12 protein-coding genes are annotated in these 17,589 nt (G+C 57.2%); 4 read left to right on the top strand and 8 right to left on the bottom strand.

Annotated features, from left to right (window positions below):
- Positions 1-23 precede the first annotated feature (23 nt).
- From N7220_RS00140 to N7220_RS00110, 7 genes are all read right to left on the bottom strand, one after another.
- Positions 24-890, bottom strand: coding sequence for a DMT family transporter (locus tag N7220_RS00140; protein ID WP_283149443.1), 867 nt, complete (start codon positions 888-890; stop codon positions 24-26).
- Positions 891-1,068: 178 nt separating this feature from the next.
- Positions 1,069-3,741 carry a bifunctional acetaldehyde-CoA/alcohol dehydrogenase gene (adhE, locus tag N7220_RS00135; RefSeq protein WP_283149442.1) on the bottom strand — a complete coding sequence of 891 codons (2,673 nt, stop codon included), beginning with the start codon at positions 3,739-3,741 and terminating at the stop codon, positions 1,069-1,071.
- Between the two features lie 419 nt (positions 3,742-4,160).
- Positions 4,161-6,368: a xanthine dehydrogenase family protein molybdopterin-binding subunit gene (locus N7220_RS00130; protein WP_283149441.1), complete on the bottom strand. Its 2,208-nt coding sequence runs from the start codon at positions 6,366-6,368 to the stop codon at positions 4,161-4,163.
- Positions 6,369-6,378: 10 nt separating this feature from the next.
- Positions 6,379-7,362, bottom strand: a complete 984-nt coding sequence (locus N7220_RS00125; protein WP_283149440.1) for an FAD binding domain-containing protein — start codon at positions 7,360-7,362, stop codon at positions 6,379-6,381.
- Complete coding sequence (gene paoA, locus N7220_RS00120) at positions 7,359-8,024, bottom strand: aldehyde dehydrogenase iron-sulfur subunit PaoA (RefSeq protein WP_283149439.1); 666 nt, start codon at positions 8,022-8,024, stop codon at positions 7,359-7,361. Before paoA ends, N7220_RS00125 begins: the two co-directional genes overlap by 4 nt.
- Positions 8,021-8,713: a nucleotidyltransferase family protein gene (locus tag N7220_RS00115; protein ID WP_283149438.1), complete on the bottom strand. Its 693-nt coding sequence runs from the start codon at positions 8,711-8,713 to the stop codon at positions 8,021-8,023. The genes paoA and N7220_RS00115 overlap by 4 nt, the downstream gene beginning before the upstream one ends.
- Complete coding sequence (locus N7220_RS00110; RefSeq protein WP_283149437.1) at positions 8,710-9,849, bottom strand: XdhC family protein; 1,140 nt, start codon at positions 9,847-9,849, stop codon at positions 8,710-8,712. The genes N7220_RS00115 and N7220_RS00110 overlap by 4 nt, the downstream gene beginning before the upstream one ends.
- Before the next feature lie 239 nt (positions 9,850-10,088).
- On the opposite strand from N7220_RS00110, the gene N7220_RS00105 reads away from it, so the two are divergent.
- From N7220_RS00105 to N7220_RS00090, 4 genes are all read left to right on the top strand, one after another.
- Positions 10,089-11,756: a VRR-NUC domain-containing protein gene (locus N7220_RS00105; RefSeq protein WP_283149436.1), complete on the top strand. Its 1,668-nt coding sequence runs from the start codon at positions 10,089-10,091 to the stop codon at positions 11,754-11,756.
- The gene (locus N7220_RS00100; protein ID WP_283149435.1) at positions 11,753-14,059 is read left to right on the top strand and encodes an ATP-dependent DNA helicase; all 2,307 of its coding nucleotides are present in this window, start codon (positions 11,753-11,755) and stop codon (positions 14,057-14,059) included. Before N7220_RS00105 ends, N7220_RS00100 begins: the two co-directional genes overlap by 4 nt.
- Positions 14,060-14,160: 101 nt before the next feature.
- Positions 14,161-14,715 carry a helix-turn-helix domain-containing protein gene (locus tag N7220_RS00095; protein WP_283149434.1) on the top strand — a complete coding sequence of 185 codons (555 nt, stop codon included), beginning with the start codon at positions 14,161-14,163 and terminating at the stop codon, positions 14,713-14,715.
- Between the two features lie 6 nt (positions 14,716-14,721).
- Complete coding sequence (locus N7220_RS00090) at positions 14,722-15,276, top strand: GNAT family N-acetyltransferase (protein ID WP_283149433.1); 555 nt, start codon at positions 14,722-14,724, stop codon at positions 15,274-15,276.
- A 103-nt stretch (positions 15,277-15,379) separates the two neighbouring features.
- Here N7220_RS00090 and egtB read toward each other — a convergent pair whose 3' ends face one another.
- A complete protein-coding gene (egtB, locus tag N7220_RS00085) occupies positions 15,380-17,530 on the bottom strand; it encodes an ergothioneine biosynthesis protein EgtB (protein ID WP_283149432.1) in 2,151 nt (716 codons plus the stop codon).
- Positions 17,531-17,589: the final 59 nt, after the last annotated feature.

The raw sequence follows: 17,589 nt of genomic DNA, 5'->3' as shown, positions 1-17,589 counted from the left end.
AGGATGACCGGCTGGCGTCGCTATCAGTTGCGTGGCGACGCCAGATAGACCCCGAGCATGGTCAGAGCGATACCCGCCAGCATGAAAGCAGACAATTCATCGCCAAAACACAGCCAGGCAATAACGGCGGTGGTGGGCGGTACCAGAAAAAACAATCCAGATACCTGGCCAGCCTCGCCATGACGCAGTAGCCATAACAGAATGCCAATGGCGCCGATGGATACCACAACAACCACCCACAGTAGCGAGAAAATGAACTGCCCATTCCAGTGGATAGAGCCACTCTCGAACAAGGCAGCAAGCGGCAACAGAATCAGCAACGACACCGCACACTGGATGATCGACGTTGCCACCACATCTACGCCGTTACAAAACCGTTTCTGATAGACCGTTCCCAGGCTGATGCTTACCAGCGCGACAAAGGCCAGCGCGACGCCAAGGCCAGTCACATTGCCGTGCCCCAGCTTGTTCTGGATCACCATAAATACACCGGCAACGCCCAGCGCCAGCCCGATCCACTGCAGGCGGTTGCGTCTTTCGCGCAGCACCAATCCGGCGAAGATACTGACCATAACCGGTTGCAATCCGGCAATCAGCGCCACCATGCCCGCTGACAAACCGGTGTGCATAGCCATAAACACGCAAGTGAAATAGCCGGTCTGCACCAGAAGTCCAGCCAGTGCGGTATGGATAAGCAATTGATTTCGCGGCCAGGTAACGCGCAAGAACGGCGCAGCGGGCAGCATGATCGCCAATACGGCAGCAAAACGGGCCACCAGAAAATGCAAAGGAGGCGCCCACGGCATGCCGAATTTGGCGCCGACAAAACCACTACTCCAAAGCAGCACAAACAAGGCGGGGGCGATACGGGCAAAGCGATGGGTAGTCACAAACCAGTCATTCAAAGGCGGGCGGGGCGTTGATCGTATCAAGACTGTCGGCAAACGCTAATGGTTTTGCCGTCAACAAGACACAAACGAAACAACTGTGAGCTGGTTTGCGTAAAACGCGGACATAAAAAAGGCCCCGACTAATGTCGGAGCCTTTGATTTCAGCACAACGGACAAATTACTTGGCAGCTGCCTTGGCCGATGCTTGTGCCTTGGCGACCACTTCTTCCACCACGGTTTGATCACGCTCGTAGGCCTCTACATAAGCGCGGCCGTAGTAGCTGTCCAGCAGCAGTTGCTTGAGTTCGGCGATCAGCGGATAGCGCGGGTTGGCGCCAGTACACTGGTCATCAAACGCTTCTTCTGCCACGGTTTCGAGCTTGGACAGGAAGATATCTTCCGGCACACCGGCAGCCTGAATGGAGGCCGGAATACCCAGCGTCTTCTTCATGCCATCAATCCACTCGATCAGTGCTTCAACTTTTTCGTCGTCATTCTTGCCTTTCAGGCCAAGATGTTCGGCGACATCGGCGTAACGGCACTTGGCCATCGGACGATCGTACTGACTGAATGCAGCTTGCTTGGTCGGGATATCCACCGAGTTATAACGCACCACGTTCGAGATCAGCAACGCGTTGGCCAGGCCGTGGGCCAGACCAAACTCGGCACCAATCTTGTGAGCCATGGAGTGACACACGCCAAGGAAAGCATTGGCAAAAGCGATACCGGCGATGGTGGCTGCGTTGTGCACAGCTTCGCGTGCTTTCGGGTCTTGCGAGCCGTTGATGTACGACGAAGGCAGATACTTTTGCAACAGCTTCAGCGCTTGCAGGGCTTGCGCATCCGAGTACTCGTTCGCCATTACCGAAACATAAGCTTCCAGCGCGTGAGTTACTGCATCGATGCCACCAAAAGCGGTCAAGCTCTTGGGCATGTCCATGACCAGATTGGCGTCAATAATGGCCATGTTCGGGGTGAGTTCGTAATCGGCAATCGGATACTTCATGCCGGTTTTTTCGTCAGTAACCACTGCGAATGGTGTGACTTCAGAACCCGTACCGGATGTGGTCGGAATCGCTACCAGTTCAGCCTTGGTGCCCATTTTCGGGAACTTGTAGATGCGTTTACGGATATCCATAAAGCGCAGCGCCAGGTCTTCGAAGTGGACTTCAGGATGTTCGTACATCACCCACATGATCTTGGCGGCATCCATCGGGCTACCACCACCCAATGCAATGATGACGTCCGGCTTGAACGTGTTCAGGGCATGCACGCCTTTACGCACCACTTCAAGGGTTGGATCGGCTTCAACTTCATAAAACACTTCAACTTCCATGCCCATCTGCTTGAGAATACGGATGGTTTCGTCCGCATAGCCGTTGTTGAACAGATACGGGCCGGTCACGATAGATGCACGTTTTTTGCCAGACAAATCTTCCAGGGCAAATGGCAAGCAACCACGACGGAAGTAGATGTTCTTCGGCACTTTGTGCCACAGCATGTTTTCAGCCCTCTTGGCCACGGTCTTCTTGTTGATCAAGTGCTTCGGACCAACGTTTTCCGAGATCGAGTTACCACCCCACGAACCGCAGCCCAGCGTGAGCGAAGGTGCCAGTTTGAAGTTGTACAAGTCGCCGATACCACCTTGCGAAGACGGGGTGTTGATCAAGATACGGGCGGTCTTCATCTTGTCGCCAAAGTAGGCAATGCGATCGCCCTGCAAGTCCTGGTCGGTATACAGCGCAGAGGTGTGACCAATCCCGCCCAAGGCAACCAGGGCTTCAGCCTTGGTTACAGCGTCGTGGAAATCTTTGGCGCGATACATGGCCAGCGTTGGCGACAGTTTTTCATGGGCAAACGCTTCTTCTTCGCCCACCGATGCAACTTCACCAATCAGCACCTTGGTATAAGGCGGGACCTTGATGCCAGCCATATCGGCAATCTTCAAAGCCGATTGACCAACAATGCCAGCGTTCAGACCGCCATCAATCAAGATAACCTTGCGCACGGCTTCGGTTTCTTTCTTGTTGAGGATATAACCACCCGCTTTGGAGAAACGCTCTTTCGCGGCTTCGTAGACTTCATCAACAATGATGACGGACTGCTCGGATGCACAAACCACACCATTATCGAACGTCTTGGACATCAGAATAGATGCCACCATGCGCTTGATATCGGCGGTTTCGTCGACCACAACCGGAGTATTACCAGCACCCACCCCAATGGCTGGCTTGCCCGAAGAGTAGGCGGCCTTCACCATGCCAGGACCGCCGGTCGCCAGAATCAGATTAACGTCTTTGTGATGCATCAGTTGATTGGAAAGCTCAACTGTCGGAGCGTCGATCCAGCCAATGATGTCTTTCGGTGCACCAGCGGCAACTGCAGCCTCCAGCACCAGACGAGCGGCTTCACACGTGGCTTTTTTGGCACGCGGGTGTGGGCTGAAGATGATGCCGTTACGGGTTTTGAGAGAAATCAACGCCTTGAAAATGGCGGTAGAGGTGGGGTTTGTGGTCGGCACAATCCCGCAAATGATGCCGATAGGCTCGGCAATGGTCATGGTGCCGTAGACATCATCCACCGACAGCACGCCGCAGGTTTTCTCGTCTTTGTAAGCGTTGTAGATATATTCAGAGGCAAAGTGGTTTTTGATCACTTTGTCTTCCAGCACACCCATGCCGGTTTCGGCCACTGCCATCTTGGCTAGTGGGATACGCGCATCGGCCACGGCCAATGCAGCGCAGCGGAAAATTTCGTCAACTTGTTCCTGGCTGTAAGTGGCAAACCGTTGCTGAGCCTGTTTGACCCGTGCAACCAGTTCGTTGAGTTCCTGAAGATTGGATACTGCCATTGTGGATCTCCTGAAGTGAAATTCTCTGCAGCAATAATGCGCCGATATGCGAAATGCATGCTGCCAACTATTTACGGGCCTTTGTATTGAATAGTGGCAAACCGCAGGTTCAGCCACCCCAGACCGACAAATAGTCAAATTGAGATATACGATAACGTCATTAGGACAATGGGAAGTTGATTTCGCTCAGAAGTTTCCTGGTTAATTATCGTTTTGGCAGCCAGACGCAACCCATGACTCGGGGCGAGATTTATACTGGTCAGTTTTGCTGAAAAACAGCGATGGCAGGCGGGGAGAAATACAGGGGAATGCGCAGCAGAAATAGCGCGGGGCAGAGTATTCACTCGTGCCCCTGCTGGCCGCAATGGAAAGAGTTGGGCTTTTGTGCAGCGCAATACCGTTATATGTGACGAATGCAGTCAGGCCTGCCTGGGGAGCCCGCCCAACACCTTGTCCAGAGTGATCGGGTAATCGCGCACCCGCACCCCGCACGCGTTATAGATGGCGTTGGCCACGGCGGCACCCGCGCCACAGATACCCAATTCACCAATCCCCTTGATCTTGAGCGGATTGGCCTTGTCATCCACCTCGGGCAAGAACACCACTTCCAGCGCTGGAACGTCCGCATGGGTTGCCACGTGATACTCGGCCAGATCATGGTTTGCAAACAGGCCAAGCTGGTCATCTACAACCAGCTCCTCAGTCAGCGCCGCGCCAATGCCAAAGGTCATTCCGCCTAAAGCCTGCGAGTGGGCCATTTTCTGATTGAGGATGCGGCCAGCGGCAAACACCGACAGCATGCGGCGCATACGGATTTCACCGGTATCCATATCCACGCCCACCTCGACAAAGTGGGCGCCGTAGGCCTGCTGTGAATATTTTTTAGCCAGATCACCAGGCTGGATATCGCCATTGGCCTGTACACCATCCGACCCGGCGAGAGCCGCTAGCGACTTGCTTTGCTGTCCGTTACTGATCTGGCCATTTGCAAAAATGGCCGTGGCCGCATCGAACCCGGCCAGCACGGCCAGTTTGCTGCGCAACGCGTCACACGCGACATACAAACCCGAACCGGCACTGGCCGCACCAAATGAGCCACCAGAACCGGCCGCGGCCGGAAACTCCGTATCACCCAACAACATTCTGACCCGCTCTGGCGCAACGCCGAGCATTTCGGCCGCGATCTGGGTAAACACTGTGTAACTACCGGTGCCGATATCGGTCATGCCCATTTTTACAGTGACGATGCCGCTACCATCAATGGACACCTGGGCATGCGAAGGGCGCAAAAAATTGCTGCGTATCGCCGCAGCCATACCCATACCCACCAGCCAGCGACCGTCGCGCTGCTGTGCGGGCCGAGCCGAACGCCGCGCCCAGTCAAAACGGCGAGCACCTTCATCCATGCACGGCACCAGTTGCCGCACCGAATAGGGCACGTGTTTTTCCGGGTCTTCGGCGGGTTCGTTGCGACGACGCAATTCAACAGGATCAAGCTGCAGCTTTTCGGCCAATTCATCCATGGCGCACTCGATGGCCAGCAAACCCACGGCCTCGCCAGGCGCGCGCATGGACGAAGCAACTGGCAGATCCAGCGTACTCAGGCGATGCGCCGTTTTGCGATTTGCTGCAGCGTAAAGCGAGCGTGTTTGCGCGGCTGCGGATTCAAAAAATTCCTCGCCTGAGGTATTGCCGCTCCAGCTTTCATGCGCAATCGCCTGCAAATGACCATCTCGATCTGCGCCCAGCCGAATGCGCTGGATGGTGGCGGTACGGTGGGTGGTTACATGAAAAACCTGTGGGCGCGTCAGCGCTACTTTTACCGGTAGCTGCAGCTTGCGGGCCGCCGCCGCAGCCAGGATAACGTCCGCCTGGATTTGCAACTTGCTGCCAAAGCCGCCACCAATATAACGGCTGATCACCCGCACTTGTGCCGGTGGCATTTGCAGGGTTTTTGCGACCGTGTCTTGCGCCTGGGTCAACATCTGGTTTGAGGTATACAGCGTGAGATGATCGCCATGCCAGACCGCAAGCGTCGCGTGCGGCTCCATCATCGCGTGCGACTGATGCGGCGTGGTGTAGGTCTCATCCAGCTGAACGGCCGCGGCGGCAAATGCGCTATCAAACTGACCTTGAGCGCTATCCGCTGGCTGAATGCCGGGCTTGGGCATACGCGCTTGGGACAGTGCCTTGGCAAGGTCATATACGCCAGCCTCTTGCTGATAAACCGGCTGCACCAACGCCGCTGCTGCGCGGGCACGCTCAAAGCTATCTGCCACCACAAACGCGACCGGTTGGCCGTAATGGGTGATCTTTTCATCAACCAGTTGCGGCGAGCTTTCCTTGCTCTTGGGGGCTTGATCCAGCATGTTTTTATACGTCAGTACCAGCTTGACCCCGGGCGCACGTTCGGCGGCGCGGGTGTTGATGTCGCTGATCCGGCCCTTGCTGATGCCTGAGCCCACTACATACCCATACAGTGGCTGACCCGCGTCGGCGTATTCATAAGCGTAGGTCGCTCTACCGGTTACCTTGAGACGACCATCCACGCGATCCAGCGGCTTGCCGATCAACCCTTGGCGGTTGTCGTCAATGGGGTTATGCGGGGCAGGGCTGGACATTTCCATGGACGGCTCCTCAGGCGCGCTGGCTGGCAGCAAGCACAGCTTGCAAGGTGCGGCGGGTCAGATCGATTTTGAAGTTGTTATGGCCATGACCAGTTGCACCCGCCAAGACCGCGTCGGCCGCACGGTCAGCACTCACGGCAGTACCCGGCGCCTCGTGCAACGCTTGTTCTGCCGCAGGCACCCGCCAGGGCTGCGGGGCGAGGCCACCAAACGCCAGCCGTGCGTTATTGATCTGATCGCCGCTGCGCTCTATCACCGCCGCCACCGACACCAAGGCAAATGCATATGAAGCCCGGTCGCGTACTTTGCGATATAGGTGCACGCCACGAACGGGCGGCGGCAAGGTCACCGAAGTGATCAATTCGCCAGCTTGCAAGTTGTTCTCCAGGTGCGGGGTGTTACCTGGCAAGCGATAAAAATCGGCAATCGGAATCACCCGGCGTTTGCCCTCGCCATTCATTGTTTCGATCTGCGCATCCAGCACCCGCATGGCCACGGCCATATCGGAAGGATGGACCGCAATACACTGATCACTCGCCCCGACGATGGCATGCATCCGGTTAAACCCAAGCAACGCAGAGCAGCCCGACCCCGGATCGCGCTTATTGCAGGGCAAACCTGGCGTGTAAAAGTAATAACAACGCGTGCGCTGGAGCAGATTGCCGCCGGTGGTGGCCATATTGCGCAACTGGCCAGAGGCGCCCGCCAGCAGCGCCCGGCTCAGTACCGCGTAATCACGGCGAATGCGTGTATCCGCGGCCAGATCACTATTGCGGACCATGGCGCCAATGCGCAGGCCGCCTTGTTCCGTGGGTCCAATCCGGTTGAGTGGCAAGTGCGTGATATCAATCAAGTGCTGCGGTTTTTCAATTTGCAGTTTCATCAGATCCAGCAGATTGGTGCCACCCGCGATGAACTTGGTGTTGCTGTTGCCAGCTGCGGCGCGCGCAGCGGCGGCTTCGTCGGTGGCACGCTCGTAGGTAAACGGAATCATGAGTGCTCTCCCGCAGCATCCTGAATGGCGGCGACGATATTGGGGTAGGCCGAACAGCGACAGATATTCCCGCTCATACGCTCGCGAATCTCCAGCGCGGTGAGTCGCGGTTGCGCGGTTAGATCAGCACTGACATGACTAGGCATGCCGCTGCGGACCTCATTGAGCATGCCCAGCGCAGAGCAAATCTGGCCCGAGGTGCAATAACCGCACTGAAAGCCATCGTGCTCAATGAACGCCTGTTGCAGCGGATGAAGTTGATCGCCGTGCGCCACACCTTCGATGGTGGTGATTTCGTCGTCGGTATGCATCACCGCCAACGTCAGACAACTGTTGATACGCCGTCCATTAACCAGCACCGTACAGGCGCCGCACTGACCGTGATCGCAGCCTTTCTTGGTTCCGGTCAGATGTAGATGTTCCCGCAGCGCATCCAGCAAGGTGGTACGCGTATCCAGCGAGACATCCATCCGATGGCCGTTGATCGACAAGCGCACTGGCATGGCCGGCGGCGTGGGCACAGCAGCGTCACCAGCTGCCTGCGCCGCCTGTGCTGGCGTTAACTGCAATGCGCCGGGCACGCCCAATGACGCGAGCGCAGCGCCTGCCTTAAGCAGCGAGCGACGGCCAGGGTCGGTGTTTTTTGGGGAAAATGCGCTCATCGAATCATCCCTTCATGCCCATTAACGTAGCTGCGCTGGATTGATGCAGACGGCGTATCCGCATTGAGTGTCGTACGCTCGTCATAACGCGCCAGATCAGCCGGAGTATCAATATCCAGATGAATGCCCGAATCATTCACCGGCACGTACTGCGCCAGATGCGCATCCTGCTCGACCAATGCTCGCGCGCCAGTGTCGCCCTGCAATCCAGCCAGCTGCCCGAAATAGTGATGAGCAAATCCCACCGGGTGGCCACGCTTGCCGTTATACGTGGGGAGCACCAGTGCGCCGCCGTTCGCCAGTCGCCGCGCCACCAGCCGGATGGTAGATGGCTCAATGAAGGGCATATCAGCCAGCGCAATCACCCAGCCAGCGGCGTTGTGCGTGTTGCGAATGGCAAAGGCCAGGCTCTCGCCGATACCCAAATGGGCGTTCTCGCATTCCAGTACGTGCAATCCGGCCGCTTGCAGTAACGACTTCAACAGCACGCGCTGGGGTGACACCACGGCGACCGACCAAGGCAAGGCATCAATCAGGTTGAGCGCGCTTCTGATGCCCACGCGACTCCCATCCGCCAACGCATGCAATAACTTGGGCGAACCAAAGCGACTGGATGTACCCGCCGCCAGCAGCAAACCGACAATGCGTTGTTGACTGGCTGGCTGCCCACGTGGATCGCTTAGACTCATGCTGTAGTTTCCATGGTCATGGGCGAGTGAATCGCGCCGGAGCGACGCAGCAACATGCCGCCATCGCGCCCGCTGATCGCGGCTTTGATTTCGGCCAGTATCGCCAAGGCGACCTCTTGCGGATTGTCCGCGCCGATATCCAGCCCCACCGGGTAATGCAAAACACCCGCGTCGATCAGCGTCCGCGCCTTGCTGCGCGCACCAATCTCATCGAGCATGCGTTCGGTACGACTGCGCGGGCCGAGCTGGCCGATATAACGGGGCTGAACTTCCAGTAGTTGTTCCAGCAGGCGTTGATCTTGTTCATAACTGTGGGTCATCAGCACCACCACGCTTTGCCGGGTAACCCCGCAATCGGGCAGCGCATCATCCAGATCGGCCACGATGACTTGATCCGCCATCGGGAAGCGATCCGCCCGCGCAAAGTGCGAGCGCCCATCCGCCACCGTGACATGCCAGCCCAAGTCGTGGGCCATTTGCGCGAGTGGCACAGCGTCCAGCCCTGCGCCAAAGATCACAAGTTGTGGTGGAGGGACGATGACTTCCAGGAAAAATTCAACCTCGCCGCCATCTACAAAGTACGCGTGCTGGCGGGCAGAGCCGGTTGTGAGCGCTTGTGCCAGATCGGCAAACACCCGGATTTGCAGATTGCGGTCGGACAATTCACCCACCTGCGTGCCATCCGCCGTGATAAACAACCGCTGTCCGACATCAACGCTGCCGATGCCGGTTCGGGCAATTACCACTGCGCAGGCGGCCGGGCGGCGCAGTTCGGCCACCTGGCGTAACCAATGAAGTTGTGGGGAGTGTTTATCTACGTGCTCCAGCAAGATGTTGATTGCGCCATTGCAACCCAAGCCAAATGCCCATTGCGCCTCTGCGCCCGCGCCGGTGTCGTAACGACAAACTACCGGTGCGCCGCCGGAGGTCAGCCACCATGCCTTGCGCACAATTTCGCTTTCGAGGCAGCCACCACTGACAGTGCCGGCATGCTGACCATCGGCACACACCAACATACGGGCGCCTGGCCGACGATAGGCAGAGTTTTCTACCTTTACCACCGTCGCCAGCACCACTTCTTCGCCTCGCGCCAGCGCGTTATCAATGGCCTGCACAACCCCGGGAACAGTATTCACGGCGCAACCCCTGCAAATGAGCGCACTCACTGGTGCACCCAACAGCTTTACTCTGTGCTTTTACGGTGGCTGCTTGCTGTAATCCCGCTACGGGGCTTGTTGTAGGTTGATTCCCACGGGTGCAACCAGGTGCTTGCGCTCGTCGGTTGCGACGGCAATCCAAGCCCATGTTTTATGCCTTTCTGCTACCATCCAGAACGTTCGTTCTAAATGCCGTCGTGGCACCACCAAGGGTTGAAATGAATGCAGTTGTTTTTCCAGCGGCCAAACGCGCACTTGATGATCCGTTCTATTACCTGAGCAATTTCAAACGAGTTCTGGACTGGATCGATACGCGTTATGTCGACCTGCTTGAGGCGGATGAACTCGCCTTTTTGCAGCAATTTGCGCAACTACCCCAATCCGCCCAGGCGCTATTGGTGCGGATGGTGATGCGCAAAGGCATGCTGTTTCGCCGCAGCAAACTGCGTTATCCAGAAATAGATTGCATAGATACGGCCATTGCCGCTTTGCTGGCACAGGGCTGGGTGAACCGGCAATCCGAACTGGATGCTTCCCAGCTATTCGGCCTGTTCATCAAAACCGAACTCACCCCGTTAACTCGCCAGGCGCCCGCCAATCTGGCTCGCAAAGACCAGCTTCGCGACTGGGCCATGGCAACTGTGTCCGCTGCGCAATCCTTGGCCGCATGGGGCCTGGCGATTGAGGATGACGTGTACCAGCTGCAGGTCGATGCTTTCTGCGAGCGTTTGCGTTTGATGTTTTTTGGCAATTTGCGGCAAGACTGGTCCGAGTTCGTGCTGGCTGACCTGGGCATCTACAGCTATGAACCGGTCGAAATTTCCCTGCAGAGCCGGGCATTTCAAACCCGCCAGGAAGTGGATCTTTATCTGCAGTTGGCGCAATGCCGTGAACAACTGGAAGAGGGCGCCGCACCAGCGGACATCTTGCGAGAACTGGCCACACTCCGCAGTGACAACCCGTGGATTGAGCGCCGTCGTTGCAAACTGGTTTTCCAGATTGCACAACAACTGGAGCGCGCAGGACCATTGCATGAGGCATTGCGGCTATACGGCGAATGCGATTATCCAGGTGCACGCCATCGTGCCGTACGCGTACTGGAAAAGCTCGGCCAACCCGCTGCAGCATGGCACTTGGCCGAGCACGCTTTGAGCGCGCCGGAAAGCGAAGCAGAGCTGCAGCAATTGCAACGAATGCAGCCACGACTGCACCGTGCACTGGGATTGGCTCGGCCCAAAGTCGCCCCGGCAACGGCAGTGAAAACACTGAATCTGGCACTCGCGCAAATTCCGGGGGCATCCGTTGAGTGCGTGGTGCGTGATCACTTGAGCACTACCGAAGCGCCGGTTTTTTATGTTGAGAACATCTTGTTGAATGGCTTGTTCGCGTTGTTATGCTGGCCCGCCATTTTTCATCCCGTGCCGGGCGCGTTTTTTCATCCGTTTCATCACAGCCCAGCCGACCTCAACAGCCCCGATTTTTACCCGCGTCGTGCCGAACAATTTGCGGCGTGCCTGGCCGAACTGGATAACGGCAGCTATCGGCAAACCATACTTCAACGCTTTGCCCAAAAATTTGGCATCCAGTCCAGCTTTGTTGCCTGGTCGTGGCTTGATCAATCGCTACTCGAACTGGCCTTGGCCTGCATTCCGGCTACGCATTTGCGCAGCATATTCGAACGCATCCTGGCCGATATCCCGGCCAACCGCGCCGGCTTGCCCGACCTGATCCGCTTCTGGCCCGCCACCCGGAGCTACCAACTCATTGAAGTGAAAGGGCCGGGCGATCGATTACAGGACAACCAGGTACGCTGGCTCAGTCACTTTGCGCAGCACGACATTCCAGTCGCCGTTTGTTATGTGACATGGGCAGAAGGCGCCCAATGACCTATACAGTTGCAGTGCGCGAGTTGTGCGAGTTCGTCGCCAAACAAGGGGATCTGGATTTGCGTTTTACCCCGGCGCCCACCGCACAGGAGGGCATCGCTGGCCACAACACGGTGACTGCACGGCGTAGCGCGGGCTACCAAAAAGAAATCGCCCTGAGTGGTACCTACCAGCAACTGCTGGTGCGGGGGCGGGCGGATGGCTACGACCCGACACGCAATCAACTGGAAGAAATCAAAACGTTTCGTGGCGACCTGGCGCGCATGCCGGAGAACCACCGCCATTTGCATTGGGCGCAGGTGAAGATTTATGGCTGGTTGCTATGCCAGCAATTGCAGCTTTCCGAGCTGAATGTGGCGCTGGTTTATTTTGATATCGTCACCCAGAAAGAAACGCTGGAATGCGAAAGTCACAGCGCATTGGCGCTGCAAACTTTATTTGAGCAGCACTGCAGCACATTTCTGACGTGGGCAGAGCAAGAACTGGCGCATCAGCAAACGCGCAATCAAGCGCTACAGGGGCTTGGTTTTCCGCATCCGACATTCAGAACCGGACAGCGTGTGTTGGCGGAAAACGTATACAAGGCGGCCCATACCGGGCGCTGCCTGATGGCTCAAGCTCCGACCGGCATCGGCAAAACCATGGGAACGTTGTTTCCGCTGCTGAAAGCGGTTGCCGCGAACAAACTCGACAAAGTGTTTTATCTGGCGGCCAAAACATCGGGCAGGGCGCTGGCGCGCGAAGCTATCGGCAAACTAGGTCACGCCAATCCAGGCTTGCCCCTGCGCACATTGGAGATGGTGGCACGAGACAAAACCTGCGAGCACCCGGACAAAGCCTGCCATGGCGAATCATGTCCGCTGGCCAAAGGTTTTTATGATCGGCTACCCGCAGCGCGCCAGGCCGCACTGACGCTAACGCAAATGGATCAACCCAGCCTGCGCGAAACCGCTTTGGCGCACCAGGTTTGCCCGTATTACCTGAGTCAGGAAATGGCGCGCTGGGCCGACGTGGTGATTGGCGATTACAACTATTACTTTGACGCCAGCGCCTTGCTGCACGGCCTGAGCGTTACCAATCAATGGCAAACCGGCGTACTGGTAGATGAGGCCCACAACCTGCTCGAGCGCGCCCGCAGCATGTATAGCGCGCAACTGGAGCAAACCAGCCTCAAGGCTTTGCGCAAAACGGCGCCTGCATCGCTCAAAGCGCCGCTGGAGCGGGTTACCCGCTTATGGAGCGCGCTGGTACGCGAGCAAACCGAGCCCTATGTCGTTCACTGCGCGCCACCGGACAAGCTACTGCTTGCCCTGCAAAATTTGATTGGAGAAATCACCGAGCATTTAACCGAGCAGCCCGCTGGATTGAGCCCACAACTGCAGAGTTTCTATTTCGATGCCATGCAGTTCTGCCGTATCGCCGAAACCTTCGGTGATCACTCTCTGTTTGATATCACCCGTCGCGTTGCCCAGGGCAAACCGGCCACCACGCTGTGTTTGCGCAATGTGGTGCCCGCGCCGTTTTTGCAGCCCCGCTTTGCGGCCAGTCAGACCACCGTTTTGTTTTCAGCCACGCTGAGTCCGGCCGGGTTCTATGCCGATACCTTGGGCTTGTCGCCGGATACCGCCTGGGTGGACGTGCCGTCACCGTTTACGGCAGATCAATTATCGGTCAACCTGGTCGAGCAAATTTCCACCCGCTTTCAGGACCGCGCGGCTTCGGTGGCGCCGATTGTGGCGTTGATTGGCCGGCAATACGCCAGACAACCGGGCAATTACCTCGCATTTTTCAGCAGCTTCGAATATCTGCAACAAGTGGCCAATGCGTTGGCGCTACATCATCCGGCAATCCCGCAATGGGTACAGAAAAGACAAATGAGCGAACCCGAGCACGTACAGTTTCTGGCGCAGTTCACCGTTGATGGGCGCGGGATCGGCCTGGCTGTATTGGGTGGCGCGTTTGCCGAAGGGATTGATCTACCCGGCAATCGCTTGATCGGTGCGTTCGTGGCTACGCTTGGCCTGCCACAAGTGAATCCAGTTAACGAGCAAATCCGCCAGCGCATGACCGCCATTTTTGGCGATGGTTATGACTACACCTATCTTTATCCGGGCCTGCAAAAGGTAGTGCAAGCGGCGGGGCGGGTGATTCGCACTCAGCAAGATCGCGGGATTATCTATCTGATTGATGACCGCTTTGGCTGGCCAAAGGTACGCCGCTTGCTGCCGGATTGGTGGCACATCAACACCGCTGCATCAGCGGCGCGCGCCCTTGAGCCGCAGCCAGCCGGGCAGGGAGATTAACCCAAGCCATGTCCATCTCTGACCGTTAGCTGTTCGCGCTTTGACATTTTTGTCCAATATAATGCACAATTAATACAGTATATTGGATTTTGAGGTGCGCGATGGATATCAATACCCGTATTGCTGCCCGGGTCAGCGGCCTGCGCAAAGCCCGCAATATGTCACTGGATGCGTTGGCCAGCAGCAGCGACGTCAGCCGCTCGATGATCTCGCTGATTGAGCGCGGACAGAGCAATGCCACCGCCGTGGTGCTGGAAAAACTCGCGGTGGCTTTGGGGGTGACGCTGGCCAGCCTGTTTGAAGATCAACCTGCTACGCCCGCGCCGTTAATTCGCCGCCACGAACAACCGGAATGGCGCGATCCGCAGTCTGGCTATCTGCGCCGCAATATCTCACCACCCGGCGTGCAATCGCCAATCCAGATTGTTGAGGTGATTTTTCCTGCCGGCGCCCGTGTGGCCTATGAGAGCAGCACGCGCGAGCCGCGAGTGCATCAGCAAATCTGGCTACTGAAAGGGCGGATCGACGTCACCGTGGGCGAGGAGGTCTACGCCATGTCTACCGGGGATTGCCTGGCTTTCGAACTCAAGCAGGCCACCGCCTTTTTCAACCCACACCACGAAGACGCGCATTACGCCGTGGTCATCAGCAACTGATTTTTCATGCCCCTGGATAACGTGAGCAGAACAATGTCCCCAAACTTTACTATTTCCCGCGCTACGAACCTGGAACAGGCCGAGGTTATAGCCGGGCTCGGCCGTTTGCTGGTCGATTGCGTCGAAGGGGGCGCCTCGGTGAGTTTCATGTTGCCGATCGATCAAGCCCATGCGGAAGCATTCTGGCGCAAGCTCGCCCCGGATGTGGCCTCTGGCAAACGCATTTTGCTGTTGGCACGCGATGAGCAAAATAGGATCGTTGGCACGGTGCAAGCTGTGCTTGATCAGCCAGAAAACCAGCCGCACCGGGCTGATATCGCCAAACTACTGGTCCACCGCAGCGCGCGCAAGGCGGGCGTCGGCGCAGCGCTCGTCCAAGAGATCGAACGTGCAAGCGCGCAGGCACAAAAGACACTATTGGTGCTCGATACGGTTACCGGCGGCGATGCGGAGCGGCTCTACAAACGACTGGATTGGCAGATTTGCGGCGAGATACCCGGCTATGCATTGATGCCGGATGGCGCTCTGTGCGGCACCACGGTGTTCTACAAAAACTTGTGATAACCACGCAACCGATTGATATATCGGCATATCAGTTCTGAGAACGACAACGCCCAGCTAATGCCGGGCGTTGTCGTATGGAGTCGCAATGACCGCGTAAAAGTCAGTGCGCTGCGGACACCTTCAAGGTAAAAATCGCAAAACGGGGTTCATCGCTTACCCAGTGATGCACCACCGACCAGCCCGCTTGCGCGACCAGATCAGCAAACGATGTCGGCGTGAACTTGTATGAATTCTCGGTATGCAAGCGCTCGCCTGCGCGGAAGGCAAAAGTATGGCCAGCCGCGTTTACGATCTGGTCAATCCGGCTCACCAAATGCATCTCCATGCGGCTGTGCCGCTCGTTCCACAGCGCAAGATGGTCAAATGCATCCAGATCAAAATCGCCATTCAGTTCGGTATTGATGCGCCGTAGCAGGTTCTTGTTAAAGCGCGCCGTCACGCCCTGGCGATCGTTATACGCCTGGTGCAGCGTGGCTTCGTCCTTGGCCAGATCAGCGCCGATAATCATCAGCGCATCTTCACCTAACAACCGACGCACCGAACGCAACAAAGTAACGGCTTCTTGTGGACTGAAGTTGCCAATGGTGGAGCCAGGAAAGAAGCCAATCTTGCGGCAGTCATGGGCTGCATCTGGTAATTCGATGGCGCGAGTGAAGTCTTCTGCCAGCGGGGCAATCGTTAGCCGCGGGTAGTTCTTGTTCATGCGCGTGATTGCGCCTGCCAGTGCGTCTTCGCTGATATCAATTGGCACATACAGCTTGATTTGCGGCGCGGCATCCAGCACCAGCCGGGTTTTATGGCTGGCGCCGCTGCCAAATTCGACCAGCGCGGCATTGGCCGGAATATCTGCCGCCACCTCGCGCGCCACGCTTTCCAGCAGGGCGGTTTCCGTGCGGGTGAGGTAGTACTCGGGCGTATCACAGATGGCCTCGAACAAGTCGGAGCCGACCGCATCGTAGAAATACTTGGGCGAGAGGTTTTTCTCCCGAGCAGACAGTCCCGCCACCACGTCGGCAGCAAATGCATTGTTCTGGTCTACATGCGCGCCAACGTCGCGCGCCAGACGCAAACCGGAAAACATCCAGCGCTGTTCCGGGCGGAAGAAATTGCGGTAAGTGGGGCGGGCATGGCCGGGCGGCGTAATGCTGGCGCCACCACGCAAGACCATTTGGCTGACCATGAACTTGCCGTTGTATTCGCCAACGGCGCTACTGGAGGGGCGAAAGCCCGGATAGGCGCTGTACGCGCTTTGTGTCCACTGCCAGGCCACGTCGTCGATCTGTTCGAGATCACCACTACAAGCAGCCAGCTCCCATTCCGCTTCGGTCGGCAGACGGGCATCGGCCCAATGGGCAAAGGCGGCAGCTTCGTAGTAGCTCAGGTGAGTCACCGGCGCATCAGGCTCGATGGGACGCAGACCCGCTAGCGTCATTTGCTGCCAATATTGTCCGGCCCGTTCCCAATAAAGTGGCGCTTGCCAGCCTTCGTTCTGCACCAGCGTCCAGCCATCAGACAGCCAATACTCGGCACGACTGTAGCCGCCATCAGCCATAAAGGTCAGCCATTCACCGTTGGTGACCAAGCGATCGCTGATCTCAAATGGTTGTAGCCAGACCGAATGCCGCGGTGTTTCGTTATCAAAGGCAAAGCCATCGGTAGCGGCACCCAGTTCCACTTTGCCGCCTGCGAGGCGCTTGAAATGCCCACGTCGACCCGGCGCATTGCCCGGCCAGTCTTCATCGTAGGCTGGCTTCAAACGGGACATACCGAACAGATGCAGGATATCCATCAGCAACAATTCCTGGTGCTGCTCTTCATGGGCCAGCCCCAGTTCGACCAGCTCCGTCACCGTCCCGGATTGATCGGATTGCAACAGCTCAGTCATGTATTCATCGACATGACTGCGATAGTCGAGCACCTGAGTGAGCGTGGGCCGTGTCAACAAACCCCGTTGCGGGCGCGGCTGACGGGGTCCGAGCGCCTCGTAATAGGAGTTGAACAGATAGCCAAACTGCGGATTAAACAGCGGATAGTCAGGCAGCAGCGCCGACAGCAGGAAAGTCTCGAAAAACCATGTGGTATGCGCCAGATGCCATTTACCCGGACTGGCATCGGGCATGGATTGAACCACCATATCTTCGGCGTCCAATGGGGCAACCAGGGCCAACGTGCGAGCGCGCACGGCCAGATAGCGGTCTTGCAAGCTTTCACAGGCCGCTTCGCTCAGTGCCGGTTCTATCTCGGGATTCATCTGTTTAACCTCACTCCAGTAATACAGGCGATGCGGATACAGCTTAAAGACCGGACACA

The organism is Silvimonas soli, from assembly GCF_030035605.1.
GTDB lineage: Bacteria > Pseudomonadota > Gammaproteobacteria > Burkholderiales > Chitinibacteraceae > Silvimonas > Silvimonas soli.
Note: the sequence above shows the minus strand (reverse complement) of the source record. Positions and strands in the feature narration are given on the sequence as shown.